Below are 24,737 nucleotides of genomic sequence, written 5' to 3'. Positions count from 1 at the left end.
CTCAACCCAACTTGAGGGATTAGAAGGAAAGGTCAGTACCCGTTGTAGCGGGCCGCAGATTGACAGGGGACGAGCAATGGAGCTCGAAAAATACCTGAAACGGATCGGCTTCACCGACCCCATCCGACTTGATCGCGTGACGTTGGATGGGCTGATTGCTGCACATCTGCAGGCCGTAGCCTTTGAAAATCTGGACCAGAAAATGGGCATTCCGGTGTCCAATGATCTGGAAAGTATCTATCGGAAGATCGTTTTGGATGGCCGTGGCGGTTGGTGTTTTGAACTCAATGGGTTGTTCAAATGGGTCCTCCAAGAGATCGGGTTCAAAGTGTCCACTCTGGCGGGATATGTCGGTCCCGAATGCCCCGGTCCGGAACAGGCGCCGGACCACATGACGCTGCGGGTCGAATGTGAAGGGCCGTTGCTGGTTGATGTCGGTTTTGGCGGCGGCCCCAACGCGCCGGTGCCGCTGACACCGGGTGTCAATTCTCAGCCGCCCTACACGATTTCCCTTACCGCTGAAAATGGCGGGTTCTTCCGCTACGCAGAGAAAGCAGGCGACGAAGAAACGGCCTATTGGTTCAAACCCCAAGCTGTTGAGCCCGCGGTATTCGCAACAGCAAGCCATACCCTGCAGACGGATCCGACGTCGCCTTTTCGCCGAACACTGACGGCGCAACGGCGCTACCCGGATAAGCATGTTGTACTGCGCGGTTTGGTAAAGCGAACGGTTTCACCGGCTGGATGCAGCGAGGACATTCTGAGGTCAAAAACGGCATTTGTGGAATGCCTCCGGCAGGATTTCGGTCTTGACGTGCCCGCAGTTGCGCACCTGTTTCCGACGCTGGAGCAACGTCACAAAGAGTTGTTCGACAGCTAAATCGTCCAGCGCATTTTCGTCGCGGTGCGCACGGTCGGCGGAAATTCGAATTCCGCCTCATTCCGCTGGCCTGAACGCAAAAATCGCTGTAGAGTCTCAGTCAGACCCCGAAAACGGGGCGTTTATGAGGCAGATAGTGGCGGTATCTCATGACTGAGATGGTGTATGGCGCTGTTCAGGACCAGCGCGGCGAACCGATTCTACCAAAGTGGTGGCGGACAATTGATCGCTGGACGATGTCCTGCGTCCTGATCCTGTTTGTTATCGGATTGTTGCTGGGGCTGGCCTCATCGCCGCCCCTGGCCGGGCGCAACGGGTTTGATCCGTTCCACTATGTTGAGAGGCAGTCTTTGTTCGGCGGGCTGGCATTGATTGCAATGCTGCTGACCTCGATGATGTCGCCGACACTGGTGCGGCGTTTGGCAGTGTTGGGGTTTGTTGCGGCCTTTGTGGCATTGGCGTTCCTGCCTGTCTTTGGCACGGATTTCGGCAAAGGGGCCGTGCGGTGGTATTCGCTGGGATTTGCGGCGCTGCAACCCTCTGAATTCCTCAAGCCCGGTTTCGTCGTTGTTGCTGCATGGCTGTTGGCGGCGTCGCAACAGATCAATGGCCCGCCGGGACGGATGTGGTCCTTTGCTTTGTGCATGGCGATTTTTGGCATGCTGGTGATGCAACCGGACTTCGGACAGGCCTGCCTGATCCTGTTTGGCTGGGGGGTCATGTATTTCGTCGCCGGTGCGCCGATGCTGCTGCTGGTCGGAATGGCAGGCGTTGTCGTGCTGGGCGGCATGTTTGCCTATTCCAATTCGGAACACTTTGCCCGTCGGATCGACGGATTTCTGACCCAAGAGGTCGACCCGACCACACAGCTTGGCTACGCGACCAACGCCATTCGAGAAGGCGGGTTGTTTGGGGTCGGCGTAGGTGAGGGTCAGGTGAAATGGTCTTTGCCCGATGCCCATACCGATTTCATCATTGCAGTCGCGGCCGAGGAGTATGGCCTGATCCTGGTGCTGATCATCATCGCGCTGTATTCGATCATCGTGGTGCGCTCGTTGCTGCGCCTGATGCGCGAACGCGATATGTTCATCCGTTTGGCTGGGACGGGGCTGGCTTGCATGTTTGGTGTTCAGGCGATGATCAATATGGGCGTCGCTGTGCGTCTGCTGCCCGCCAAAGGCATGACGCTGCCTTTTGTCAGCTATGGCGGGTCGTCTCTGATCGCGGGCGGTATCGCGGTCGGCATGCTGTTGGCCTTTACCCGGAGCCGGCCGCAGGGCGAGCTTGGCGACATACTGCGCGGACGAAGCTGATGGGCAAACCCTACCTTTTGATTGCGGCTGGCGGGACCGGGGGGCACATGTTCCCGGCACAGGCGCTGGCCGAGGCGATGCTGTACAAAGGCTGGCGCGTGCGCCTGTCCACTGATGCACGGGGTGCGCGCTACACCAGCGGTTTCCCGCATTCGACCGAGATCAGCGAAGCCTCATCCGCAACCTTTGCGCGGGGTGGTCTGGCTGCCAAAGTGATGGCTGGTCCGAAAATTGCTGGCGGTGTCACAGGCATGGTTCTCCAGATGATGCGGGACAGGCCGGACGTGGTGGTTGGATTCGGTGGGTATCCATCGATTCCGGCGCTAGGTGCCGCAACCATGCTGAAAATACCGCGCATGATCCACGAACAGAATGGCGTTCTGGGGCGCGTGAATCAATTGTTTGCCACACGCGTCGGCCAAGTGGCCTGCGGCGTCTGGCCTACCGACCTGCCCGATGGCGCAACAGGCGTCCATACCGGCAACCCGGTGCGCGCTGCTGTGCTGGAACGCGCCGCGGCGCCATACATCCCGCCCGGCGAATACCCGATGTCGGTTTTGGTGATGGGTGGCTCTCAGGGTGCGCGCGTCCTCAGCGATGTCGTTCCAGACGCGATCGCGGCCCTGCCGGACTTTCTCCGTTCCTATATCCGCGTGTCCCATCAGGCCCGCGACGAAGATGGGGAGCGAGTTACGGAGTTTTACGCGGACCATGGTATCCTTGCTGAGGTCCAGCCGTTCTTTCAGGACGTCCCGCGCCGTATGTCCGAGGCGCAGCTGGTCATCTCGCGGTCCGGCGCATCCAGCGTTGCCGATATCTCGGTCATTGGCCGCCCGTCGATCCTGATCCCCTATGCAGCCGCTGCGGGCGATCATCAGACTGCAAATGCGCGCGGTTTGGTTCAGGCAGGTGGGGCGATCATGATACCGGAAAACGCGCTTGACGTTCCCGCGCTGACCGAGCAAATGACCACGGTTCTGACCAACCCCGAAGCCGCACAGAAAATGGCCCATGCCGCCTTGTCGGTTGGGGCACCCGATGCCACCGAGCGCTTGGTTGCCCTAGTCGAGCAACTGGCGCAGAAGGAGACCCCATGAACCCCGCAACCAAACTGCCGCAGGATGTCGGACCGATCCACTTTGTTGGGATCGGTGGGATCGGGATGTCAGGCATTGCCGAGGTGCTGCTGAACCTGGGCTACCGGGTACAGGGGTCTGATCTCAAGGCGTCGAAAATCACCGACAGACTGGCCGGTTTAGGGGCTGAAATCTTCGTTGGCCAAAAGGCCGAAAACCTTGAAGGAGCCTCTGTTGTTGTGGTCTCAACCGCGATCAAACCGGGCAACCCGGAGCTCGACGAGGCGCGTGCGCAGGGCCTGCCCGTTGTTCGACGCGCCGACATGCTGGCGGAGCTGATGCGGCTTCGCTCCAACATCGCCATCGCCGGAACCCATGGCAAGACCACCACGACCACCATGATGGCCGAGTTGATGGTTGCGGGCGATTTCGACCCGACCGTGATTAATGGGGGGATCATCCATGCCTATGGCTCGAACGCACGCATGGGGCAGGGCGAGTGGATGGTTGTCGAGGCCGACGAAAGTGACGGCTCGTTTAACCGACTGCCTGCGACCATCGCCATTATCACCAATATCGACCCCGAGCATATGGAGCATTGGGGGGATTTCGACACATTGCGGGACGGGTTCCACGAGTTCGTCTCGAACCTGCCGTTCTACGGGCTGGCCGTCTGCTGTACCGATCACGCCGAGGTGCAGACCCTGGTCGGGCGCATTACCGACCGCCGCGTGCGGACCTACGGGTTCAACGCCCAGGCTGATGTGCGGGCGGACAACCTGACCTACAAAGACGGCGTCGCGCATTTCGACATCCACCTGCAATACGAAGACACGGTGATCGAGGGCTGCACCTTGCCGATGCCGGGCGACCACAACGTGTCCAATGCCCTGTCAGCAGTGGCGGTTGCCCGTCATCTGGGCATGAAAGCCTCGGAAATTCGCGAGGCACTGGCAAATTTTGGTGGCGTCAACCGCCGGTTTACCAAGGTCGGTGAAATCAACGGCGTTACCATCATCGACGATTATGGCCACCACCCGGTCGAAATCGCCGCGGTTCTGAAAGCCGCGCGCCAAGCCACCGAAGGACGTGTGATCGCGGTTCATCAACCCCACCGTTATTCGCGCCTGTCGAACCTGTTCGACGAATTCTGCACCTGTTTTAACGATGCAGACGTTGTGGCCATAGCCGAGGTTTTTGCCGCCGGGGAAGACCCGATTGCCGGGGCCAGCCGTGACGATCTGGTCGAAGGCCTCATCCGCCACGGGCACCGCCATGCGCGTTCCTTGCTGAACGAGGATGACCTGGAACGCCTGGTGCGCGAACAGGCCGGTCCGGGGGACATGGTGGTCTGCCTCGGTGCCGGTACGATCAGTGCCTGGGCCAATGGCTTGCCTGAGAGATTGCAAAGAAAACAAGCAGTTTGACGACTAATATAGATTGCCGCACAACTATAGAGTGTGGTAGCGTCTCGCCGGATACCGCGAGCCCGTGGAGGGGCGAATGGACTATTCAATGATCTTTGCGGGCCTCTGGGTGATCTGCGCCACGATTGTGGCGCTGTTGCCGATGCGGTTGCAGTTTCCGCCTGGTTTCGCCCTATTGATCTGCGCGCCGTTTCTGATCGTTTGGCTAGGCTACGATCACGGCTGGTTCTGGTCGGTTCTCGCCTTTGGCGGTTTCGCCTCAATGTTTCGCAATCCCATTCGCCACTACTGGCGCAAGTGGTCGGGCCGAGAGGTGACGGAATGAACTGGTCTATCGCCCTTGCCGGTCTCTGGGGGATTGCCGCAAATGTGCTGGCGATGATCCCCAGCAAGGACAATCACTGGACCCGCGCCTATGTCCTGATCGCAGTTGGCATTCCCATCCTGGGCTATGTCACTTTGCAGAACGGGCCATGGATCGGGTTGCTCGTTCTGGCGATGGGCATGTCTGTGCTGCGCTGGCCGGTGATTTATCTGGGGCGGTGGGTGAAGACTTTGGGGCGCCCACAAGAGTGACAGTGTTCTTCATAGTTTTTGTTGTTTTGCCCACAGTGTCGTTCCTGACCGCAGGTGCGGCGTCCCGCTTTCTTACGAATTGTGGCCAGCTTCCGTCGACTGTTGGTGTTCTTTTTTGGTCTCGTTTTGCAGTCTGCATACCGATACTTTGGCCTTGCGCGTGACCAAGCGCCATCCGACGCCGATTATATTCGGTACACTGTGTTTCAGTTTGTGCTGTTACCCGCAACGGTTGGAGCAGCGATTGGGCTTTTGGCGGGTCTGATACATAGAGTATCCAGAGGGCTTTAGAATCCTTTGCTCCAGAGGATGACATTCATCAACGTCATGTCTAGAAGATGCGGATGACACCTGTTCTTTCTTCTATTCGCGGTAAACTGTCCGAAAATCGTAACCTCAACGACCTCACATGGCTCCGCGTCGGCGGCCCTGCGGATTATCTATTCCAGCCCGCTGACCTTGGGGATTTGCAGAGCTTCTTGCGTGAGCTGCCTACAGATGCTCCGGTTTTTCCGATGGGCGTCGGTTCAAACTTGATCGTACGCGACGGAGGTTTGCGCGCCGTTGTGATCCGGCTGGGCCGGGGTTTCAACGCGATCGAAATCTGTGGCAACGCTGTCACCGCAGGCGCGGCCGCGCTGGATGCGCACGTGGCGCGCAAGGCGGCAGAGGCAGGTGTGGATTTGACGTTTCTGCGCACCATACCCGGATCCATCGGGGGCGCGGTGCGCATGAATGCGGGCTGTTATGGCAGCTACACCGCGGATGTGCTGCGCAAGGCGACCATTGTCACGCGACAAGGCGAGGTTGTCGACCTCACACCGCAAGACCTCAACTTCCGCTACCGTCAGTCCGACCTGCCCGAAGGCGCAGTGTTGGTCTCGGCAAGCTTCGAAGGCCCCTCGGGCGATCCCGCTGAACTCCTCGCCCGCATGGAGGCTCAGTTGAAGAAGCGCGATGAAACGCAACCCACCAGGGACCGCAGCGCCGGATCGACCTTCCGGAACCCGGCCGGGTTCTCTTCGACGGGGCGGGCGGATGATGTGCATGATCTCAAGGCGTGGAAGGTGATCGACGACGCCGGAATGCGCGGAGCCACAAAAGGTGGCGCTCAGATGAGCCCCAAGCACTCGAATTTCCTGATCAACACCGGTGATGCCACCGCCGCCGACCTCGAAGGTCTGGGTGAAGAGGTGCGAAAAAAGGTTTACGAAACAAGCGGCATCACGCTAGAGTGGGAAATCATGCGGGTCGGTGATCCGCTGACTGAATAAAGCCCCAACCGTCAGACCAAAACAGGCAAATTCAGGCGACGGATCAAAGGCATAAACGCAGTACGGACCATCACATAAGGTCCGGGGACATTGAGGCGCACATTGGGTATGTCGAGCAGGACAAACCCCAAAGTGGCGGTATTGATGGGTGGCCCCTCGGCGGAGCGCGAGGTGTCCCTCAGCAGCGGGCGCGAATGCGCAGCCGCCCTCAGGGGAGAAGGCTTTGAAGTGGTCGAACTGGACGCTGGTCCCGACCTTTGTGCGCGTCTTTTGGATATCAAACCGGATGTGGTTTTCAACGCGCTGCATGGCCGCTGGGGCGAAGACGGCTGCGCGCAGGGCATTCTGGAATGGTTGCGTATTCCCTACACGCATTCGGGTGTGCTGGCCTCGGCGTTGGCGATGGACAAGCAACGCAGCAAAGAGATTTACCAGGTCGAGGGTCTGCCGATTGTGCCCAGCATGATCGTGCCCAAGGTCGAGGTGATCGCGGTCCATGTGATGGAACCGCCCTATGTGGCAAAGCCGAACAATGAAGGCTCAAGCGTCGGCATCTACATCGTTCATGAACACGCGAATGGCCCGCCGCAACTGTCTGATGACATGCCAGAGCATATCATGGTCGAGAAATACGTGGCTGGTCGGGAGCTCACCGTGACCGTGATGGGTGATCGCGCTCTGACAGTGACCGAGATCATGACAAATGGCGGCTGGTATGACTACGACGCCAAGTACAAACCCGGCGGCTCGTGGCATGTGCTGCCAGCCGATATCCCGCAAGACATCTTTGATCGCTGCATGACCTACGCGGTGCAGGCCCATGATGCCCTGGGATGTCGGGGGGTCAGCCGAACCGACTATCGCTGGGATGACAGCATGGGTGCGGAAGGTTTGTTCCTGTTGGAAACCAATACACAGCCCGGCATGACACCCACCTCGCTGGTACCCGAACAGGCCGCGCATATCGGCATGAGTTTCGGGGATCTGTGCGCCTGGATGGTGGAGGACGCCTCATGCAACCGCTGAAAGCCGCCCGCGCACCGGTGATCCACCGGACCAAAGCATTAGCCGGGCCGGATGCGGAATTCGACTCAGGTCAGTCCGATGCGCACAAGGTGGAGCCGGTATTGCGCCTGAGCGGGGCAAAAGTCTTCAGACGGACCGCGCGGCGCCTGGATCCTGCACCGTCGCGGCTCAGCTACCGGTTCCAGCGCTGGATGCTGACGCCGGGCATTCGTCTCGGGGTAAAGCTTGGCCTGCCGATCTGCGCCATTGCTGGCGCGATTGGGATATATTTCGCGTCCGAGGACCGGCGCGAAGCGGTAACCGCCTATATCGCAGACATCCGAAGGTCGATTCAGGAACGGCCGGAATTCATGGTCAACCTGATGGCGATTGATGGCGCAGGCACGGGTTTGTCAGACGACATTCGCGAGGTTGTCCCGCTCGATTTCCCGCTCAGTTCCTGGGACTTGGATGTTGAACAGATGCGCGACACGATCACCGGTCTGGACCCGGTGAAATCCGCAACGGTGCGCATCCGTCCGGGCGGTATTCTTCAGGTCGATGTTGTCGAGCGGCAGCCCGTTATCCTGTGGCGGACGCGCAACGGCGTTGAGCTGCTGGACGAGACCGGCGTTCACATAGATCACGCGTCCTCACGCAAGGATCACAAGGGCCTTCCGCTGATCGCCGGTGTGGGGGCCGACCAGCGCGTACCCGAGGCGCTTGAGCTTTTCCAGACCTCCCGCAGCCTTGGCGAACGTGTTCGCGGCTTGGTGCGCGTCGGAGAGCGGCGCTGGGATCTGGTTCTGGATCGCGGTCAGCGGATCATGCTGCCGACCGATCGCCCGGTGCGCGCACTGGAACGGGTGTTGGCAGTGAACGAGGTGCAAGACCTTTTAGAGCGCGATGTAGCGGTGGTCGACATGCGCCTTGGGCAGAGGCCGACCATTAGAATGACCAAAGCTGCCAGCGAAGACTGGTGGAACACAAAAACAGACGTGAGTAGCGGGCAGTAACGACCATGATGACCGATCTTTATCAGTCCCAGCGCGCCATGCGGCAAATGCGCAGACAAGCCATGCAGCGGGGCGTTGTCGCCATTCTGGATGTCGGCAGTTCCAAGATCGCCTGCCTCGTGCTGCGGTTCGACGGGACAGGTCGGCTGAGCGATGACAACACCATCGGATCCATGGCGGGGCAAACCGGCTTCCGGGTCATCGGCGCGGCCACCACCCGCTCGCGCGGGGTGCAATTTGGCGAAGTCACAGCCATGCAGGAAACCGAACGTGCCATTCGGACAGCGCTGCAAGCGGCGCAGAAAATGGCCGACATCCGCGTTGATCACGTGATTGCCTCGTTTTCGGGCGCAAATCCGCGGTCATACGGGTTGGATGCACAGGTCGATCTGGACGGCCAGCTTGTGACCGAGGCCGAGGTCGGTCGCGTTCTGAACGCCTGCGACGTGCCGGATTACGGCGTGGGGCGCGAAGTACTGCATGCCCAGCCGGTGAATTTCGCGCTCGACAACCGCTCGGGCCTGATTGACCCGCGCGGACAGCTGGGTCAGTCGCTTGCGGTGGATATGCACATGCTGACGGTCGACGCCGTTGCTATTCAGAATATCGTGCGCTGCATCAAGCGCTGCGATCTGGAGCTCGCGGGGATTGCGAACTCGGCTTATGTTTCCGGTATCTCGGCCCTGGTTGAGGACGAACAGGAGTTGGGTGCCGCCTGTATCGATATGGGTGGCGGTACGACCAGCGTTTCTATCTTCATGAAAAAACACATGATTTACGCCGATTGCGTGCGCATGGGCGGGGACCATGTGACGGCGGATATTTCGATGGGCCTCGGCGTCCCGGCGGCTGTTGCTGAGCGGATCAAAACCTTCAACGGCGGCGTCCATGCCACTGGTGCCGATGATCGCGACCTGATCGATATCGGTGGCGACACCGGCGACTGGGAGCACGACCGCCGCACCGTCAGCCGGGCCGAGCTGATTGGCATCATGCGCCCTCGGGTCGAGGAAATTCTCGAAGAGGTCCGCGTACGGTTGGATGCGGCCGGGTTCGAGCACATGCCCAGCCAGCAGATCGTTCTGACTGGGGGCGGTAGCCAGATCATGGGGCTGGATGGGCTGGCAACACGTATCCTGGGTCAGCGGGTCCGACTGGGCCGTCCCTTGCGTGTCCACGGCCTGCCGCAATCGGCCACGGGGCCGGGCTTTTCCTCGGTCGTGGGTCTCAGTCTGTTTGCGGCGCATCCGCAGGACGAATGGTGGGATTTTGAAATCCCGATCGACACGCACGCGGCGCGGCCGTTCAAACGCGCCGTCCGGTGGTTCCGTGACAATTGGTAAGGCGCTTCGCCTGGCCACCCTAGGAGTCGCTCTCATTCCGGCCTGGGCCTCGGCTCAGACCGTTATAACACCCGAAGCATTTCTGGACGCCGTTGTTGGCAAGACGTTGAAATTCTACGAAATCCGCAGCGGTGATCTTGTCGGCACCGAGCAATTCCTGACCCGCGCGACATCGGTTTGGCGGGAAGAGGGCCGGGGGTGTGTTTACGGGCAGATCACCACCCCCAATGGTCAGATCTGCTTTCTTTACGACAATGACGACGATGGCATTCCCGTGTGCTGGTGGCCGTTCTTTTACAAGGATCGGTTCATGGTGCGTCTCGCGTCTTGGTCCGACGGCGAAATTCAAGAGGTCCGCAGTATCACCGAGGCGGGTGTCAACTGTCCAAGTACCCCGATCAGCTAAAGAAACAGGTTGCAGCCTGCTTTATTATCCCTAAAGATATCCACAAGGCCCATTAGAGGTTTCGCGGCAGGACTTTGAGCAGTTTTCCGCAACCAGAACGCAGATCACACCACAACGCGCGGGTGGCTCCCGGGCGGCGGAATCGCTTGGCTTGTGGCCGGGTGGCATGAGCCCGCAACATCTGGCAGGGTCTGCGAAATACTGCCATCGGTGGCCTTATTTCCTCCATATTTTGTGGATTCACGCAATTTTTGACGTGACCTTTATGCGTTCGAACGGTAGAATCGGACGCGGATAGGTAAGAAAAACACCGCTTTGGCGGGAACAAAAAACAGGCGGACAGAGCATGACATTGAATCTTTCGATGCCCGGGCACGACGAACTGAAGCCTCGGATTACAGTATTTGGCGTTGGTGGTGCAGGTGGCAACGCCGTCAACAACATGATTGAAAAGCAGCTCGACGGCGTAGATTTCGTCGTGGCGAACACAGATGCGCAGGCTCTGCAGCAAAGTCACTCCTCCTCGCGGGTGCAGTTGGGCGTCAAGGTCACCGAAGGTCTGGGGGCAGGGGCCCGTCCGACAGTTGGCGCTGCCGCCGCCGAAGAAAGCATCGAACAGATTGTCGACCATCTGGCGGGCGCACATATGTGCTTTATCACTGCCGGAATGGGTGGCGGCACCGGCACCGGCGCGGCTCCGATCATCGCGCAGGCCGCGCGGGAATTGGGTGTTCTGACTGTCGGTGTTGTAACCAAACCTTTCCAATTCGAAGGCGCGAAACGGATGCGTCAGGCCGAGGACGGTGTTGATTCCCTGCAGCAGGTTGTCGACACGCTGATCATCATTCCAAACCAGAACCTGTTCCGCCTCGCTAACGAAAAGACCACGTTTACCGAGGCGTTTTCGATGGCCGATGACGTGCTCTATCAGGGCGTCAAAGGTGTGACCGACCTGATGGTGCGCCCGGGCTTGATCAATCTCGACTTTGCCGATGTCCGCGCCGTAATGGACGAGATGGGCAAGGCGATGATGGGAACGGGCGAAGCCACCGGCGAAGATCGGGCCATTCAAGCGGCCGAAAAGGCCATCGCCAACCCGCTGCTGGACGAAATCAGCCTCAAGGGTGCCAAAGGTGTTCTGATCAACATCACAGGGGCGCATGACCTCACGCTCTTCGAGTTGGATGAGGCCGCCAACCGCATCCGCGAAGAGGTCGATCCTGAAGCCAACATCATCGTGGGGTCGACGCTAGACACCGAGATGGAAGGCGGCATGCGCGTTTCGGTGGTGGCCACCGGCATTGACGCGACCGAAGCGCACGCGGATGTCCCCGTCGCGCGTCGGTCGATGTCTGCACCGCTGACCCGGACGGTTTCGGCCGAAGAACAGGTGCAGGAGGACGCTCCGGTTGCCGCTGAAATCGCCGAGCCCGCCCCGCAAGCCGACGACAACCGCGAGCCGTCGCTGTTCGAAGCGGCAGAAGACACCGCACCGGCGCAATTCCAGCCGCAGGACGAGCGGCACGAAGATGACGGGCTGCCGCCGCCGGCATACCGGCCGCAGGTGGCGGAGTTCGAACCGCAGCCGGACCCCGTCGAAACCGCTCCTGAAGAGTTTGTTGCACCGCGTGGGCACAGCGCTGGCACCCCCTCGCCGGAAGCGATGCAACGCTTGCAGGCCGCTGTTCAAAAGGTTCCCTCGTCGCAGCAACGCCTGACCGCGTCGCGGCCTCAGGAACCGGTTGCACAGCCTCACTCTGAGACCGAGGAGCGCCCCCGCTTTGGCTTCAACAGGCTCATTGACCGTATGACCGGTCATGCGGCAGATACGCCAGCTCAACCGGCGCGCCAGCAGCCGGCAATGCGCCAGGCTGACGCAACGGCACCTGCTCATGACGAGGCTGACCCGGACCAGGAACGCATCGAAATTCCGGCCTTCCTGCGCCGTCAGGCCAACTGATCGCGGTAACAAATTCAACGCAAAGGGCTGCCATCTGGCGGCCCTTTTTTGTTATATTTCATTGTCTTGTGATGCTGTAAGCAGGGTTTTGCCGATCCGTTACATGCATGTTTCATTCAGTTACAAAGAGTGAGTTGAGCCTTGACGACGGCTTGCTTAGTTGAATGGCCAACGCGGCCCGCTCAGGCCGTACACCACTCACTGAGGTCGAATTTGCAACATACGCTCAAATCTCCGGTCACGTTTACAGGCATCGGGCTGCACAGCGGCAAGCCTGCAATCATGGTCCTGAAACCGGCTGCCGCCGGTCATGGGATCTGGTTCAAACGGACCGATATCGAGCTTGGCAACGCCCTTGTTCCAGCAATCTACGATGTCGTCGAACGTACACCGCTTTGCACCCGTCTGGTGAACGATGCAGGTGTTTCGGTGTCGACCGTTGAACATATCATGGCCGCCCTGGCAGGATGTGGCATTCACAATGCGCTGATCGAGATCGACGGGCCCGAAGTTCCTATCATGGACGGGTCCTCTATCGACTTTGTGCGCGGGATCATGGCCAAAGGCGTACGCCGCCAGGCCAGCCCGGTTCTGGCTTATGAAGTGCTCAAACCCGTGACTGCTTCGCGTGAAGGCGCCAGCGCGTCGATTGCCCCTGCGGATGGGTTGATCATCGACTTTCATATCGACTTCGAAGACTCAGCGATTGGCAGCCAGACCAAAACGCTGGATATGCGCAATGGCTCCTTTGCCCGTGAACTGAGCGATTGCCGTACTTTCTGCCGCCGCACCGATGTCGAGGCGATGCGCGAAAACGGTCTTGCTCTGGGTGGAACGCTGGAAAATGCGGTTGTTGTACAGGGCCAGGAGGTCCTGACACCGGGTGGTTTCCGCCGCGCGGATGAGGCTGTTCGCCACAAGATGCTGGACGCTCTGGGCGATCTTTATCTGGCGGGTGGGCCGATCTTGGGTCATTTCACTGGTGACAAATCTGGCCACTCGATGACCAACACACTGCTGCGCAAATTGTTTGAAACGCCCGGTGCAGTGCGCCCGATTCTGTGCACGCCCGAACAGGCCGCGCGTTTGCCGGGGCAGGGCCTCATCGTCGCCGAGATTCCCGAGGTCGCCTGACCCGATTAACTCTGCCGACAATTGCGCCAGAGCGCGGATAAGGCGTTTTGCACCGGAAATATCTGTGCTAGACCAAGGCTCAATTCGGGGCGAACCCCACTTAGTAAGACGACAAGGATGGGCGGTATGGTTGGCAGCAAAGCGGCAGTCAGGTTCGCGGGTGCGATTCTTCTGACAGCAGTTTTGACGGCGTGCGGTGGTGCAGGTGGGCTGTTCGGCAACAGGGGCGCGGACCGCGATCAGAACCTCGAAGCCTTTACGCCAGAACAGATTTATACGCGCGGTGAGTATGAACTGTCGCAGAATCGGTCGGACGACGCGGCATGGTACTTTTCTGAGGTCGAGCGTCTGTATCCTTATTCCGATTGGGCCAAACGTGCGCTGATCATGCAGGCGTTTTCTTTCCATTCCGATCAGAATTACGAAGAAAGCCGCGCAGCAGCGCAGCGTTATATCGACTTCTATCCAACCGACGAAGATGCGGCCTATGCGCAATATCTTCTGGCGCTCAGCTACTATGACCAGATCGACGAGGTCGGTCGCGATCAGGGCCTCACGTTCCAGGCTTTGCAATCGCTGCGTACTGTGATCGAGGTTTATCCTGACAGCGAATACGCAACATCGGCGGTGCTGAAATTCGATCTGGCCTTTGATCACCTGGCCGGCAAAGAAATGGAGATCGGGCGCTACTATCTGCGGCAGGATCACTATATCGCTGCCATCAACCGGTTCCGGGTGGTGGTGGAGGATTTTCAGACCACGTCCCATACGGCCGAGGCGCTCTACAGGCTGGTCGAGGCGTATCTTTCACTGGGTCTGTTTGATGAGGCGCAATCGGCGGGTGCAATTCTGGGTTACAACTACCAGTCCTCGGAATGGTATGACGATGCCTACAGGCTGCTGACCTCACGCGGGCTCGACCTCAAGGGCCGGGGCAACAACTGGCTTAACACGATCTATCGCCAGACCATCAAGGGTGAATGGTTGTAATTGCGATGGTGACAGGCGTGGGACGCTAAAGACCCGATGCTGCGCGCCCTGGATATCCGCGACATGCTGATCATCGACCGGCTGGAACTGATCTTTCAGCCGGGCCTGAATGCGCTGACAGGTGAAACCGGGGCGGGCAAATCGATCCTGCTGGATTCACTGGGTTTCGTTCTGGGCTGGCGCGGGCGCGCCGAATTGGTTCGTCAGGGGGCTGCCCAAGGCGAGGTCGTCGCCGAATTCGAACTCGCCCCCGATCACCCGGCCCAGACAGTGCTGGCCGAGGCCGGCCTGCCCGGCGGCGCGGAACTGATCCTGCGCCGTGTCAATACCGCAGAAGGACGTAAAACGGCATGGATCAACGACCGGCGCTGCTCGGGTGAGGTGCTGCGGGCTTTGTCCGAAACTCTGGTTGAATTGCACGGACAGCATGACGATCGCGGCCTCCTGAACCCGCGCGGGCACAGGGCCATGTTGGACGCCTATGCGGAGTTGAGCGAACACGCTGCCGCTGTGCGCGGCGCGTGGACCGAGATGTCCCGCGCTCGCAAATCCCTCGCCGAGACCGAAGCTGCGTTAGTAGCCGTGCGCAGCGAAGAAGAATATCTGCGCCACTCGGTTGCCGAACTGGACCAACTGGATCCGCAGCCCGGAGAGGATGCGGAACTCGACGCCCGCCGTCGTATGATGCAGGGGGCCGAGCGCATTCGGGATGATGTGGCGCGGGCGTTTGAACTGCTGGGTGGCGAGGGCGCCGAAGGTTCTATGGCTGACGCAATACGATGGCTCGAAGGGGTTTCGGATACTGCCGGTGGCCAACTGGAAGACCCTATCGCAGCACTTGGCCGCGCGATGATCGAACTGGGCGAAGCGCAGGATGGCGTCAGTGCCTGTCTGCAGGCGCTGGATTTCAATCCTGCTGAGCTGGAGGCCGCGGAGGAACGGCTTTTTGCAATCCGTGCACTGGCCCGAAAGCACGATATCGCGCCGGACGACCTTGGCGCATTTGCAGATACGTTGCGGGATCGCCTGACCCGGCTTGAGGCTGGAGACGCCGATCTTGCCGAAAAACACTTGGCTGTTGAGGCAGCGCAGGCGGTTTACGACCAGAGTGCGACTGTTCTGAGCAAGGCGCGCAAGGCGGCGGCGGGGGAACTGGACAAGGCCGTGATGGCCGAACTTGCCCCGTTAAAGATGGAGCGCGCGGTGTTTCACACTGAAATCTCGCCTGCCGATCCCGGACCCGAAGGCATCGACGCGGTTGCCTTTACGGTAGCCACCAACCCTGGCGCGCCTGCCGGGCCTTTGAACAAGATTGCATCGGGTGGCGAACTCAGCCGCTTTCTCCTGGCTCTAAAAGTGTGCCTGTCTGGCGATGACAGTGCCCGCACAATGATCTTTGACGAGATCGACCGCGGTGTTGGCGGGGCAACGGCCGATGCGGTCGGGCGGCGACTGGCGGCGCTTGCACAGGGTGGGCAGGTTCTGGTGGTCACCCATTCACCCCAGGTCGCCGCGCGCGCAGCACATCACTGGCGCGTGCAAAAACATGTCACCGACGGCCAAACCCTTTCGACGGTCACTCCTCTCGCCGATCCGGACCGGGTGGACGAGATCGCGCGCATGGTTGCTGGCGACACTGTCACGGATGAGGCCCGCGCCGCAGCGCGTGCATTGCTGCAAGCCTGAAACATATCGCTACCTCAACCGGCCTCCACCCCACTTTTATATGAGGCGTCCGTGGCTTACTAAGGGATATGATATGATCCCCGAGGGCCAATGACCCAATCGACCCGCACCGTATTGCGCAACCAGTTGAATCAGGCTTTGGCCGCGATCAAGGATGCATGGCGGGTGATGTTGCGGCGCGGACCCAGTCAGATTCAGTTCTGGTTCATCGCGCTGGCGATCGGCATCGCGGCAGGGTTCATGGCGCTGGCCTTTCGCAAGGCCATTCGCGGGTTGCAGGCCTATATCTACCAGACCGAAGACATCTTTCTGTTGCACAGCCACGCGGAAAAACTGCCCTGGCTATGGGTCTTCATCACGCCGGTGATCGGTGGGTTGGTTGTTGGCGTAATTCTACACAAGTTCACCGATGACGGGCGCGTTCGCTCGGTTGCCGATGTGATCGAAGGGGCCGCGGTCACCGATGGTCGGGTCGAAACGAAGGCCGGTATCGCCTCGTTCTTCGCTTCGCTTATCACGCTCAGTACGGGTGGCTCCACCGGTCGGGAAGGACCGGTGGTGCATATGGCCGGTGTTATTTCCACATGGGTCAGCAATCGCATCCATGCCGACGGAATAACCGGGCGGGATTTGTTGGGTTGCGCTGTGGCGGCCGCCGTTTCGGCCAGCTTTAACGCTCCCATAGCAGGCGCGCTTTTTGCGCTCGAGGTGGTGCTGCGCCATTTCGCCGTGCACGCATTTGCTCCAATTGTGATTGCGTCAGTCGCAGGAACGGTGATCAACCGGCTTGAATATGGCGATGTGACTGAATTTAGGCTGGATACACCGGGTTCGTTGCAGTTCTACGTCGAACTGCCCGCATTCCTCATCCTCGGACTTATCTGTGGCGTTGTGGCGTTGGTACTCATGCGCTCGATCTTTTTTGCCGAGGATATCGGCAACCATGTTCAGAACCGTTTGTCCCTGCCGCGTTGGCTGCGCCCGGCAGTATCGGGGGCAATGCTGGGCCTGCTGGCCATCTGGTTCCCGCATATCATCGGTGTCGGCTATGAAACCACGGCCCGCGCGCTTGCAGGGGATCTTGTGCTGACCACCGCGATCCTGTTTGCCGCCGTTAAGACTTTGGCCGTAGCAATCACCATGGGCGGGCGCATGGGGGGCGGTGTGTTTTCGCCGTCGCTGATGATCGGGGCGCTGACCGGGCTGGCCTTTGGCCTGATTGCAACGGGGTTGCTGCCGGACGTGTCCGGCACCCACACACTTTACGCGTTTGCAGGGATGGGGGCCGTTGCAGCGGCTGTTCTGGGCGCGCCAATCTCGACGACTCTAATTGTGTTTGAACTGACCGGAGATTGGCAGATCGGTTTGGCGGTCATGGTCTCCGTTTCGATGTCCACCGCACTGGCGTCGCGTCTGGTGGACCGGTCCTTCTTCCTGACACAGCTGGAGCGTCGTAATGTTCACCTGGCCGCCGGGCCGCAGGCCTACCTGCTGGCCATGCTGCGTGCGGGTGCAGTGATGCGACCGATTGGCGATGCCCGCTCGATCAGCAAAGAAGAGGCGCAGGTGCTGATCGGTCAGGGTCTTTGCGTCAGGGCCAGCGCAACGCTGGAGGCGGCGATGCCCTATTTCGACCGCGACGACATTCCATGCATTCCGGTGATCGTGATGGATCAGGACGGGAGCGAAACCCCGGTTGGCGCGCTCTATCACGTCGATGCGCTTAAAGCTTACAACCGTGCGCTCGCGGCAACTGCGGCCGAAGAGCACTCCTAAAATCAGTTGCTGTACACGCTGGCCGCGTCGCCCAAATAATTGTCCCACGCAAACCAGTACGAGATATGCCCTGCCACGCGTGGCAGCCGTGCGCCATCCGGAGCAATCAGAGCGTCTTCGGTCACCGTCCAGACACTGCCCGCTGCGTCCTGCAACCCCTTTGCTGTGGCTTTGAATTGATGCGATTTTCGTTCATAGGCCCGGACACTGCGTTCCGACGCATTTCCCAACAGAACCAAAGGCCGATTGGCAATGGCATCATTGATCACCGGTTTGGATCCGAACGCGTCCAAAGGCCAGGCCCGGGCCGCACCAAACTGACGGATCGCAAAGACATAGTCCTTTTGCCGGTGTTGCGACTGGTCCACCAGTGCCGGAAACATCAATTCGCTGGACGCAAAATACTGCCGGTAGACAACGCCAGAGCCGTAGTTTCGCCGATGTCCGGTGTTGACAGACAAAACGCGCGTGCGGGGATGTGAGGTTTTCCAGCGGCCCCAAGTGGTGATGACAACAGGCCGCTGCTTCAGCGCGATCCCGCTATTCACCAATGGCCCGACCACTGGCTTACCCGTGTATTGGTTCCACAAGGAATGGGTCTCTCGGTCAAACATCAGTTTGTTCGAGCGGTAGAGAAACCCCGATGATCCAAAGACAAACGGTTTTGATCGGCCCACAACCTGTGTTTCGAACAGGATGCCCGACCCGCACAATGTGCAATAGGCCAGCGCAACCGGAACGCCGCCGATCACTTCGTTAAACATCTCGTGCCATCCCATGATCCGCAAGGGATAGGCGCGCTCATCCCCATTGATCGACACACCAAAGACCAGATCGTCATCCTTGAGGTAACCGGCGCTGGCGACGGAGACGAGGGTCGGATTGTCCAATGAGGGAATTCCATCTTTAAGCACACCACCCCAGGCGATCTCTTCCAGTCGGATTTTCATCTTGTCTCTCTGCAAGTATTCTGGGCGCAGGAAAACGTCGAAGTTCGGATCCATGCGGAGCAGGACCTCGCGTTTGAACGGGACCAGGGAGGGGTGTGGTATCAATTGCGGGTTGCGTTCCTGCCACAGCATCCACTCGAACCAGTCGGTGCCGTGCCGCTCTCCGGTCAGGGCCTCCATCACTTCGGCAATATCGTCGCGGCGCCGGTCCGAGAACCGCATCGCCGTCAGCAGCGCCGGGACGATATCCGGGTTGCCGCGATCCCTCAGGAACGCCATCTGCGTCTCAAACTCGGTACGACGGGCGTTGATGGTGCTCCGCAGTGCAACCAGCACCGGGTCTTCTTGTGCCCAGAGCACATGGGGCATCAACGCACCAGCACCGGCCAATCCTGCAAACCCGCGACGTGAAACAGACATGGTACTCTCCATTCATACCCATGCCCAGTTTGCCTGTTGTTTGGATCACGCGCACTCCACAGGCGCGTGAACAGCGATGTATGACGCTGTCCTGTTGTTTTTGGAAGGTGACAGAGTTGCAGGGTCCGCAAAGTGGACATTCGTTGTATTTGGTGCGGCGTACAAGCTCCTGTTTTGCCATTCCGCTCTTGCATACCGGCTAGACCAAAACACGCGTTGTTAGCGATATCAGACATTCTTATCTGAGACTTGTTCACAAAGGAACAAATGGAAACGCCCGAGGAATACGCCTCGGAACAGAAAGGAAATTAGATATGGTACATACAGCAACACTGACACATGGCGGTTTCAACCTGAGCGCTCGTATTGCGAGCTTTGTTGAGCGTATAAAAGAAAACCGCGCTCGGGCTGCGGAATACCGCCGCACCTATCGCGAACTGCAAAGCCTGAGCAACCGCGAGTTGGACGATATTGGCGTTCGTCGTTGTGATATCGCAGATATTGCACGCGACCACGCATATTGCGGGTAACACCCCAACCACTCACCATTGAAGGGGCGCCAATTCGGCGCCTCTTTTGGTTCTGGCAATTGTGATGGATCAAACCTTGCAACGCGGGGCACAACGCTGTAGAGCGCTTCGGTGGATTTCCCTCCACGAGAATCAAAACCAAGAAATGCCGTGGTTGGCCCATCACGCTTCGGGGGTCACATCCGGCTTAGGAGAAGCGATATGAAACTGAACGAATTGCGCGACAACGCAGGCGCTACCAAGCAACGCACGCGCGTTGGTCGTGGTCCGGGTTCCGGCAAAGGTAAAATGGGTGGCCGTGGTATCAAAGGCCAGAAATCCCGTTCGGGTGTGGCCATCAATGGCTACGAAGGCGGCCAGATGCCGCTGTACCAGCGCCTGCCCAAGCGTGGCTTTAACAAGCCGAACCGCAAGGAATTCGCCGTTATCAATCTGGGCCTGATCCAAAAATTCGTCGACGCTGGCAAACTGGACGCCAAAGCTGCGATCACCGAAGATGCACTGGTTGCCTCCGGTCTGGTGCGCCGCAAGCTGGACGGTATCCGCGTTCTGGCCAAAGGCGAAATCAGCGCCAAAGTGGATCTGGAAGTAACCGGAGCTTCGAAAGCTGCCGTTGAGGCAGTGGAAAAAGCGGGCGGTTCACTGAAAGTCACAAAAGCTGCTGCGGCAGAGTAAGCGCTTGTGAGCGGGCCAAGACCCGCTTACATAGACCAAAGAGTTTTCCAAGACGCCGCCCGAGCCGGAAAACGGTTACGGGCGGTGTTTGCATAAGAGAGACCGATTTATGGTATCAGCAGCAGAACAAATGGCAGCCAATACAAGCTGGGCTGCCCTTGGCAAAGCCACAGATCTGCGCAACCGCATCCTGTTCACGCTGGCCTTGCTGATTGTCTATCGTCTGGGCACCTTCATTCCGGTGCCGGGGATTGATGGTCAGGCCCTGCGCGAATTCATGGAGCAGGCAGGGCAGGGCATCGGTGGCATGGTTTCGATGTTCACCGGTGGGGCGCTGGGTCGAATGGGTATCTTTGCCCTCGGCATCATGCCCTATATCTCGGCCTCGATCATCGTGCAGCTGCTGACCTCAATGGTTCCCGCGCTCGAACAACTCAAGAAAGAGGGTGAGCAGGGACGCAAGAAGATCAACCAATATACCCGTTTCGGTACGGTGGCGCTCGCCACCGTTCAGGCTTACGGTCTAGCCGTTTCGCTGGAATCTGGCGATCTGGCGACCGATCCGGGGCTCTATTTCCGGTTCTCGACCATGATCACCCTGGTGGGTGGAACCATGTTCCTGATGTGGCTGGGGGAGCAGATCACCGCGCGCGGCATTGGTAACGGCATCTCTCTGATCATCTTCGTCGGCATCATCGCCGAGGTTCCTGCGGCGCTGGCGCAGTTTTTCGCTTCGGGCCGTTCGGGTGCAATCAGCCCGGCTGTAATTGTTGGCGTGATCATTATGGTCATCGCGGTGATTACATTTGTGGTGTTCATGGAACGCGCACTGCGGAAGATTCATATTCAGTACCCGCGCCGACAAGCCGGTATGAAGGTATACGAAGGCGGCTCCAGCCACCTGCCGGTCAAGGTCAACCCGTCGGGTGTGATCCCGGCAATCTTCGCGAGCTCGCTGCTGTTGTTGCCCGTGACGATTTCAACCTTCTCGTCCGGTGCCACGAATGGCCCGATCATGTCATGGCTGCTCGCCAACTTCGGACCGGGGCAACCCCTGTACCTGTTGTTCTTTGCGTCGATGATCGTGTTCTTTGCCTATTTCTACACGTTCAATGTGGCCTTCAAGCCCGATGATGTGGCCGACAACCTCAAAAAGCAGAACGGCTTTGTCCCCGGCATCCGCCCCGGCAAGAAAACGTCAGAGTATCTGGAATATGTGGTCAACCGGGTTCTTGTTCTGGGGTCGGCTTATCTGGCGGCAGTCTGTCTGTTGCCCGAAATCCTTCGGAACCAGTTCGCGATCCCGTTTTACTTCGGCGGTACCTCGGTTCTGATTATCGTCTCTGTGACCATGGACACAATCCAGCAGGTCCAGAGCCACCTGCTGGCGCATCAATACGAAGGGCTGATCGAAAAGTCCCAGCTGCGCGGTAAGAGCAAGAAACGGGGCAAGAAGGGAACTGCGCGTCGATGAATATCATTCTTCTGGGCCCTCCGGGGGCAGGCAAGGGGACCCAGGCGCGCCACCTCGCCGAAACACGCGGCATGGTGCAGCTGAGTACCGGCGACATGCTGCGCGAAGCCAAGGACAGCGGCACCGAAATGGGCAACCGCGTTGCGGAGGTCATGGCCAAGGGTGAACTGGTTACGGATGAGATCGTAATTGGCCTGATCCGCGAAAAGCTGGAACAGGGTGCCAAAGGCGGTTTCATCTTTGACGGGTTCCCCCGCACGCTGGCGCAGGCGGATGCGCTGGGTGATCTGCTCGACAGTACCAGCGAGACGCTGGACGCGGTGATCGCGATGGAGGTCAATGATGACGCTCTGGTCGCGCGCATCACCGCCCGATCAACCTGTGGCGGATGCGGCGAGGTCTATAATGATATCACCAAGCCGATCCCGGCCGATGGCAAATGCACAAATTGCGGCAAAGTGAACGACTTCAGACGTCGTGCAGACGATAATGAGGAAAGCCTTAAGACCCGTCTGATGGAGTATTACAAGAAGACCTCGATGCTGATCGGCTATTACCACGCCAAGGGCAACCTGTCCTGGGTTGATGGATTGGGCGAGATCAATGAGGTTCAGACCGCGATTGCGGCAGTACTGGACAGTGGTGGCGACCTCATCGGAAACGGCTGAGTTTTCGACTGCGCAGGAATGGGCTTGACGTCGTCACCAAAAGCCCATATCGACCCCCATCCCCAAAGGGAATCAAGACCGCGTGCGGGATTCGTCCGCTACGCCCCGACCACCTCGAATAATGCTGAACCCTCTGGCGGCACTGCCACGGTAAAGCGTTGTGAAAAAAGGTTCTGGAGTTACGGAACCGCAACGAAAAGGAAAGTGACACGTGGCACGTATTGCCGGCGTAAACATCCCGACTGCAAAGCGGGTACCAATCGCCCTCACATATATCACCGGTATCGGAAACACCTCGGCCAAAGCGATCTGCGAAGCCGTGGGTATTGAAGCGCATCGTCGCGTCAACGAACTGTCCGACACCGAAGTTCTGGCCATCCGCGAGCACATTGATGCAAACTTCACCGTCGAAGGTGACCTGCGTCGTGAAGTTCAGATGAACGTCAAGCGCCTGATGGACCTGGGCTGCTATCGCGGTCTGCGTCACCGCCGCAACCTGCCGGTTCGCGGTCAGCGCACCCACACCAACGCTCGTACCCGCAAAGGCCCTGCAAAGGCCATCGCTGGTAAGAAGAAATAAGGGAGGGTCTGACTGATGGCACGTGATAAGACTCGCGTTAAGCGCAAAGAGCGCAAGAACATCGCATCGGGCGTCGCCCATGTGAACTCTACCTTCAACAACACCAAGATCCTGATCTCGGACGTGCAGGGCAACGCCATTGCGTGGTCGTCGGCTGGGACCATGGGGTTCAAGGGGTCGCGCAAATCTACGCCGTATGCCGCTCAGATGGCTGCGGAAGACGCAGGCAAGAAGGCGCAGGATCACGGCGTCAAGACGCTGGAAGTCGAAGTTCAGGGCCCCGGTTCGGGTCGTGAATCGGCCCTGCGTGCGCTGGCTGCTGTTGGCTTCAACATCACGTCGATCCGCGACGTAACACCGATTGCCCACAATGGCTGCCGTCCGCCGAAGCGCCGCCGCGTCTAAGCGATTGAATTACCAGGCTGGGGCTGTGCTTTTCGCACGGCCCCGGTTCCCCGTTTTGAAACCTCGGGCGTCTGCACCTGATTGGTCATGGGGCGCAGACAGGAATGGAGGGATTACATGATCCATAAGAATTGGGCAGAATTGATCAAGCCGAACCAGTTGGATGGCAAGCCGGGCAACGACCCTGCGCGTCAAGCAACTCTGGTCGCCGAGCCTCTGGAGCGTGGCTTTGGTCTGACATTGGGCAACGCGCTGCGCCGCGTTTTGATGAGCAGCCTGCAAGGCGCGGCCATCACCAGCGTTCAGATTGACAACGTGTTGCACGAGTTCTCTTCGGTCGCGGGCGTTCGCGAAGACGTCACCGACATCATCCTGAACCTCAAAGGCGTGTCGCTGCGCATGGAAGTCGAAGGCCCCAAGCGTCTGTCGATCAATGCCAAAGGCCCCGCAGTTGTCACCGCTGGCGACATCAGCGAAAGCGCAGGCATCGAGGTTCTGAACCGCGATCACGTTATCTGCCACTTGGACGATGGCGCTGACCTGTTCATGGAACTGACGGTCAACACCGGTAAGGGCTATGTTTCCGCCGAGAAGAACAAACCAGAAGACGCCCCCATCGGCCTGATTCCGATCGACGCGATCTATTCGCCGGTCAAAAAGGTGTCCTATGACGTGCAGCCAACCCGTGAAGGTCAGGTTCTGGACTATGACAAGCTGACGCTGAAGATCGACACCGACGGTTCGATCACTCCGGAAGACGCGCTGGCCTTTGCCGCACGCATCCTGCAGGATCAGCTGTCAATCTTCGTCAACTTCGACGAGCCGGAGTCGGCTGGCCGCCAGGACGAGGACGATGGTCTGGAGTTCAACCCGCTGCTGCTGAAGAAAGTAGACGAGTTGGAGCTGTCGGTCCGGTCTGCAAACTGCCTGAAGAACGACAACATCGTTTACATCGGCGATCTGATCCAGAAGACCGAAGCCGAGATGCTGCGCACTCCGAACTTCGGCCGCAAGTCGCTGAACGAGATCAAGGAAGTGCTGTCCGGCATGGGTCTGCACCTCGGCATGGATGTCGAGGACTGGCCGCCCGACAACATCGAAGATCTGGCGAAGAAATTCGAAGACGCGTTCTAAGCGCGTCTTCTTTAATGCCCGGGCTGCCGGGGAAAACTG

At 59.1% G+C, this 24,737-nt stretch carries 24 protein-coding genes; 23 read left to right on the top strand and 1 reads right to left on the bottom strand.

Annotated elements, in window-relative coordinates; genetic code table 11:
- Positions 1-76 precede the first annotated feature (76 nt).
- The 16 genes from ACR3ES_RS17865 (at position 77) to ACR3ES_RS17790 (ending at position 17,862) form a co-directional block, all read left to right on the top strand.
- On the top strand, positions 77-880 hold the full coding sequence (locus ACR3ES_RS17865; protein ID WP_170433651.1) for an arylamine N-acetyltransferase: 804 nt from the start codon (positions 77-79) through the stop codon (positions 878-880).
- Positions 881-1,029: 149 nt separating this feature from the next.
- A complete protein-coding gene (ftsW, locus tag ACR3ES_RS17860) occupies positions 1,030-2,193 on the top strand; it encodes a putative lipid II flippase FtsW (protein ID WP_170433649.1) in 1,164 nt (387 codons plus the stop codon).
- Positions 2,193-3,290 carry a UDP-N-acetylglucosamine--N-acetylmuramyl-(pentapeptide) pyrophosphoryl-undecaprenol N-acetylglucosamine transferase gene (locus ACR3ES_RS17855; protein ID WP_170433647.1) on the top strand — a complete coding sequence of 366 codons (1,098 nt, stop codon included), beginning with the start codon at positions 2,193-2,195 and terminating at the stop codon, positions 3,288-3,290. The genes ftsW and ACR3ES_RS17855 overlap by 1 nt, the downstream gene beginning before the upstream one ends.
- Entirely contained in the window at positions 3,287-4,696 is a 1,410-nt protein-coding gene (gene murC / locus ACR3ES_RS17850; RefSeq protein WP_480424108.1) for a UDP-N-acetylmuramate--L-alanine ligase, read from the top strand. Before ACR3ES_RS17855 ends, murC begins: the two co-directional genes overlap by 4 nt.
- 76 nt (positions 4,697-4,772) lie before the next feature.
- Entirely contained in the window at positions 4,773-5,021 is a 249-nt protein-coding gene (locus tag ACR3ES_RS17845) for a DUF2484 family protein (RefSeq protein WP_170433642.1), read from the top strand.
- Positions 5,018-5,272 (top strand): DUF2484 family protein, encoded by a 255-nt coding sequence (locus ACR3ES_RS17840; protein ID WP_170433640.1) that lies wholly within the window; start codon positions 5,018-5,020, stop codon positions 5,270-5,272. Before ACR3ES_RS17845 ends, ACR3ES_RS17840 begins: the two co-directional genes overlap by 4 nt.
- A gap of 344 nt (positions 5,273-5,616) precedes the next feature.
- A complete protein-coding gene (gene murB / locus ACR3ES_RS17835; protein WP_170433638.1) occupies positions 5,617-6,546 on the top strand; it encodes a UDP-N-acetylmuramate dehydrogenase in 930 nt (309 codons plus the stop codon).
- A 102-nt stretch (positions 6,547-6,648) separates the two neighbouring features.
- Positions 6,649-7,572 carry a D-alanine--D-alanine ligase gene (locus tag ACR3ES_RS17830; RefSeq protein ID WP_170433902.1) on the top strand — a complete coding sequence of 308 codons (924 nt, stop codon included), beginning with the start codon at positions 6,649-6,651 and terminating at the stop codon, positions 7,570-7,572.
- A complete protein-coding gene (locus ACR3ES_RS17825; RefSeq protein ID WP_480424105.1) occupies positions 7,560-8,567 on the top strand; it encodes a cell division protein FtsQ/DivIB in 1,008 nt (335 codons plus the stop codon). Before ACR3ES_RS17830 ends, ACR3ES_RS17825 begins: the two co-directional genes overlap by 13 nt.
- 8 nt (positions 8,568-8,575) lie before the next feature.
- The gene (ftsA, locus tag ACR3ES_RS17820; protein ID WP_170433634.1) at positions 8,576-9,910 is read left to right on the top strand and encodes a cell division protein FtsA; all 1,335 of its coding nucleotides are present in this window, start codon (positions 8,576-8,578) and stop codon (positions 9,908-9,910) included.
- Positions 9,897-10,316 carry a hypothetical protein gene (locus ACR3ES_RS17815; protein WP_480424103.1) on the top strand — a complete coding sequence of 140 codons (420 nt, stop codon included), beginning with the start codon at positions 9,897-9,899 and terminating at the stop codon, positions 10,314-10,316. Before ftsA ends, ACR3ES_RS17815 begins: the two co-directional genes overlap by 14 nt.
- 346 nt (positions 10,317-10,662) lie before the next feature.
- Entirely contained in the window at positions 10,663-12,276 is a 1,614-nt protein-coding gene (gene ftsZ, locus ACR3ES_RS17810) for a cell division protein FtsZ (protein ID WP_170433632.1), read from the top strand.
- A gap of 213 nt (positions 12,277-12,489) precedes the next feature.
- Positions 12,490-13,410, top strand: a complete 921-nt coding sequence (gene lpxC, locus ACR3ES_RS17805) for a UDP-3-O-acyl-N-acetylglucosamine deacetylase (RefSeq protein WP_170433630.1) — start codon at positions 12,490-12,492, stop codon at positions 13,408-13,410.
- Positions 13,411-13,536: 126 nt separating this feature from the next.
- A complete protein-coding gene (locus ACR3ES_RS17800; protein ID WP_170433628.1) occupies positions 13,537-14,400 on the top strand; it encodes an outer membrane protein assembly factor BamD in 864 nt (287 codons plus the stop codon).
- Between the two features lie 36 nt (positions 14,401-14,436).
- Positions 14,437-16,086 (top strand): DNA repair protein RecN, encoded by a 1,650-nt coding sequence (gene recN, locus ACR3ES_RS17795; RefSeq protein WP_170433626.1) that lies wholly within the window; start codon positions 14,437-14,439, stop codon positions 16,084-16,086.
- Between the two features lie 90 nt (positions 16,087-16,176).
- A complete protein-coding gene (locus ACR3ES_RS17790) occupies positions 16,177-17,862 on the top strand; it encodes a chloride channel protein (RefSeq protein WP_170433624.1) in 1,686 nt (561 codons plus the stop codon).
- Positions 17,863-17,864: 2 nt separating this feature from the next.
- On the opposite strand, the gene ACR3ES_RS17785 is transcribed toward ACR3ES_RS17790, so the two are convergent.
- Positions 17,865-19,232: a DUF3179 domain-containing protein gene (locus ACR3ES_RS17785; RefSeq protein ID WP_170433623.1), complete on the bottom strand. Its 1,368-nt coding sequence runs from the start codon at positions 19,230-19,232 to the stop codon at positions 17,865-17,867.
- A 314-nt stretch (positions 19,233-19,546) separates the two neighbouring features.
- On the opposite strand from ACR3ES_RS17785, the gene ACR3ES_RS17780 reads away from it, so the two are divergent.
- From ACR3ES_RS17780 to ACR3ES_RS17750, 7 genes are all read left to right on the top strand, one after another.
- Positions 19,547-19,762 (top strand): DUF1127 domain-containing protein, encoded by a 216-nt coding sequence (locus tag ACR3ES_RS17780; protein WP_170433621.1) that lies wholly within the window; start codon positions 19,547-19,549, stop codon positions 19,760-19,762.
- Between the two features lie 201 nt (positions 19,763-19,963).
- Positions 19,964-20,437, top strand: a complete 474-nt coding sequence (gene rplO / locus ACR3ES_RS17775; protein WP_170433619.1) for a 50S ribosomal protein L15 — start codon at positions 19,964-19,966, stop codon at positions 20,435-20,437.
- Positions 20,438-20,546: 109 nt separating this feature from the next.
- Positions 20,547-21,911 carry a preprotein translocase subunit SecY gene (secY, locus tag ACR3ES_RS17770; protein ID WP_170433617.1) on the top strand — a complete coding sequence of 455 codons (1,365 nt, stop codon included), beginning with the start codon at positions 20,547-20,549 and terminating at the stop codon, positions 21,909-21,911.
- Complete coding sequence (locus ACR3ES_RS17765; protein WP_170433615.1) at positions 21,908-22,579, top strand: adenylate kinase; 672 nt, start codon at positions 21,908-21,910, stop codon at positions 22,577-22,579. The genes secY and ACR3ES_RS17765 overlap by 4 nt, the downstream gene beginning before the upstream one ends.
- 211 nt (positions 22,580-22,790) lie before the next feature.
- Positions 22,791-23,159, top strand: a complete 369-nt coding sequence (rpsM, locus tag ACR3ES_RS17760; RefSeq protein ID WP_170433612.1) for a 30S ribosomal protein S13 — start codon at positions 22,791-22,793, stop codon at positions 23,157-23,159.
- A gap of 15 nt (positions 23,160-23,174) precedes the next feature.
- On the top strand, positions 23,175-23,564 hold the full coding sequence (rpsK, locus tag ACR3ES_RS17755; RefSeq protein WP_058283499.1) for a 30S ribosomal protein S11: 390 nt from the start codon (positions 23,175-23,177) through the stop codon (positions 23,562-23,564).
- A 117-nt stretch (positions 23,565-23,681) separates the two neighbouring features.
- Positions 23,682-24,698: a DNA-directed RNA polymerase subunit alpha gene (locus tag ACR3ES_RS17750; RefSeq protein ID WP_170433610.1), complete on the top strand. Its 1,017-nt coding sequence runs from the start codon at positions 23,682-23,684 to the stop codon at positions 24,696-24,698.
- Positions 24,699-24,737: the final 39 nt, after the last annotated feature.

The organism is Ruegeria sp. B1 (assembly GCF_056535885.1).
Note: the sequence above shows the minus strand (reverse complement) of the source record. Positions and strands in the feature narration are given on the sequence as shown.

What these genes read in the sequence shown, in the direction of transcription:
- ACR3ES_RS17865 (WP_170433651.1), top strand. Translation starts at nt 77, where the DNA reads ATGGAGCTCGAAAAATACCTGAAACGGATCGGCTTCACCGACCCCATC.
- ftsW (WP_170433649.1), top strand. Translation starts at nt 1,030, where the DNA reads ATGACTGAGATGGTGTATGGCGCTGTTCAGGACCAGCGCGGCGAACCG.
- ACR3ES_RS17855 (WP_170433647.1), top strand. Translation starts at nt 2,193, where the DNA reads ATGGGCAAACCCTACCTTTTGATTGCGGCTGGCGGGACCGGGGGGCAC.
- murC (WP_480424108.1), top strand. Translation starts at nt 3,287, where the DNA reads ATGAACCCCGCAACCAAACTGCCGCAGGATGTCGGACCGATCCACTTT.
- ACR3ES_RS17845 (WP_170433642.1), top strand. Translation starts at nt 4,773, where the DNA reads ATGGACTATTCAATGATCTTTGCGGGCCTCTGGGTGATCTGCGCCACG.
- ACR3ES_RS17840 (WP_170433640.1), top strand. Translation starts at nt 5,018, where the DNA reads ATGAACTGGTCTATCGCCCTTGCCGGTCTCTGGGGGATTGCCGCAAAT.
- murB (WP_170433638.1), top strand. Translation starts at nt 5,617, where the DNA reads ATGACACCTGTTCTTTCTTCTATTCGCGGTAAACTGTCCGAAAATCGT.
- ACR3ES_RS17825 (WP_480424105.1), top strand. Translation starts at nt 7,560, where the DNA reads ATGCAACCGCTGAAAGCCGCCCGCGCACCGGTGATCCACCGGACCAAA.
- ftsA (WP_170433634.1), top strand. Translation starts at nt 8,576, where the DNA reads ATGACCGATCTTTATCAGTCCCAGCGCGCCATGCGGCAAATGCGCAGA.
- ftsZ (WP_170433632.1), top strand. Translation starts at nt 10,663, where the DNA reads ATGACATTGAATCTTTCGATGCCCGGGCACGACGAACTGAAGCCTCGG.
- ACR3ES_RS17800 (WP_170433628.1), top strand. Translation starts at nt 13,537, where the DNA reads ATGGTTGGCAGCAAAGCGGCAGTCAGGTTCGCGGGTGCGATTCTTCTG.
- recN (WP_170433626.1), top strand. Translation starts at nt 14,437, where the DNA reads ATGCTGCGCGCCCTGGATATCCGCGACATGCTGATCATCGACCGGCTG.
- ACR3ES_RS17790 (WP_170433624.1), top strand. Translation starts at nt 16,177, where the DNA reads ATGACCCAATCGACCCGCACCGTATTGCGCAACCAGTTGAATCAGGCT.
- ACR3ES_RS17785 (WP_170433623.1), bottom strand. Translation starts at nt 19,232, where the DNA reads ATGTCTGTTTCACGTCGCGGGTTTGCAGGATTGGCCGGTGCTGGTGCG.
- ACR3ES_RS17780 (WP_170433621.1), top strand. Translation starts at nt 19,547, where the DNA reads ATGGTACATACAGCAACACTGACACATGGCGGTTTCAACCTGAGCGCT.
- rplO (WP_170433619.1), top strand. Translation starts at nt 19,964, where the DNA reads ATGAAACTGAACGAATTGCGCGACAACGCAGGCGCTACCAAGCAACGC.
- secY (WP_170433617.1), top strand. Translation starts at nt 20,547, where the DNA reads ATGGTATCAGCAGCAGAACAAATGGCAGCCAATACAAGCTGGGCTGCC.
- ACR3ES_RS17765 (WP_170433615.1), top strand. Translation starts at nt 21,908, where the DNA reads ATGAATATCATTCTTCTGGGCCCTCCGGGGGCAGGCAAGGGGACCCAG.
- rpsK (WP_058283499.1), top strand. Translation starts at nt 23,175, where the DNA reads ATGGCACGTGATAAGACTCGCGTTAAGCGCAAAGAGCGCAAGAACATC.
- ACR3ES_RS17750 (WP_170433610.1), top strand. Translation starts at nt 23,682, where the DNA reads ATGATCCATAAGAATTGGGCAGAATTGATCAAGCCGAACCAGTTGGAT.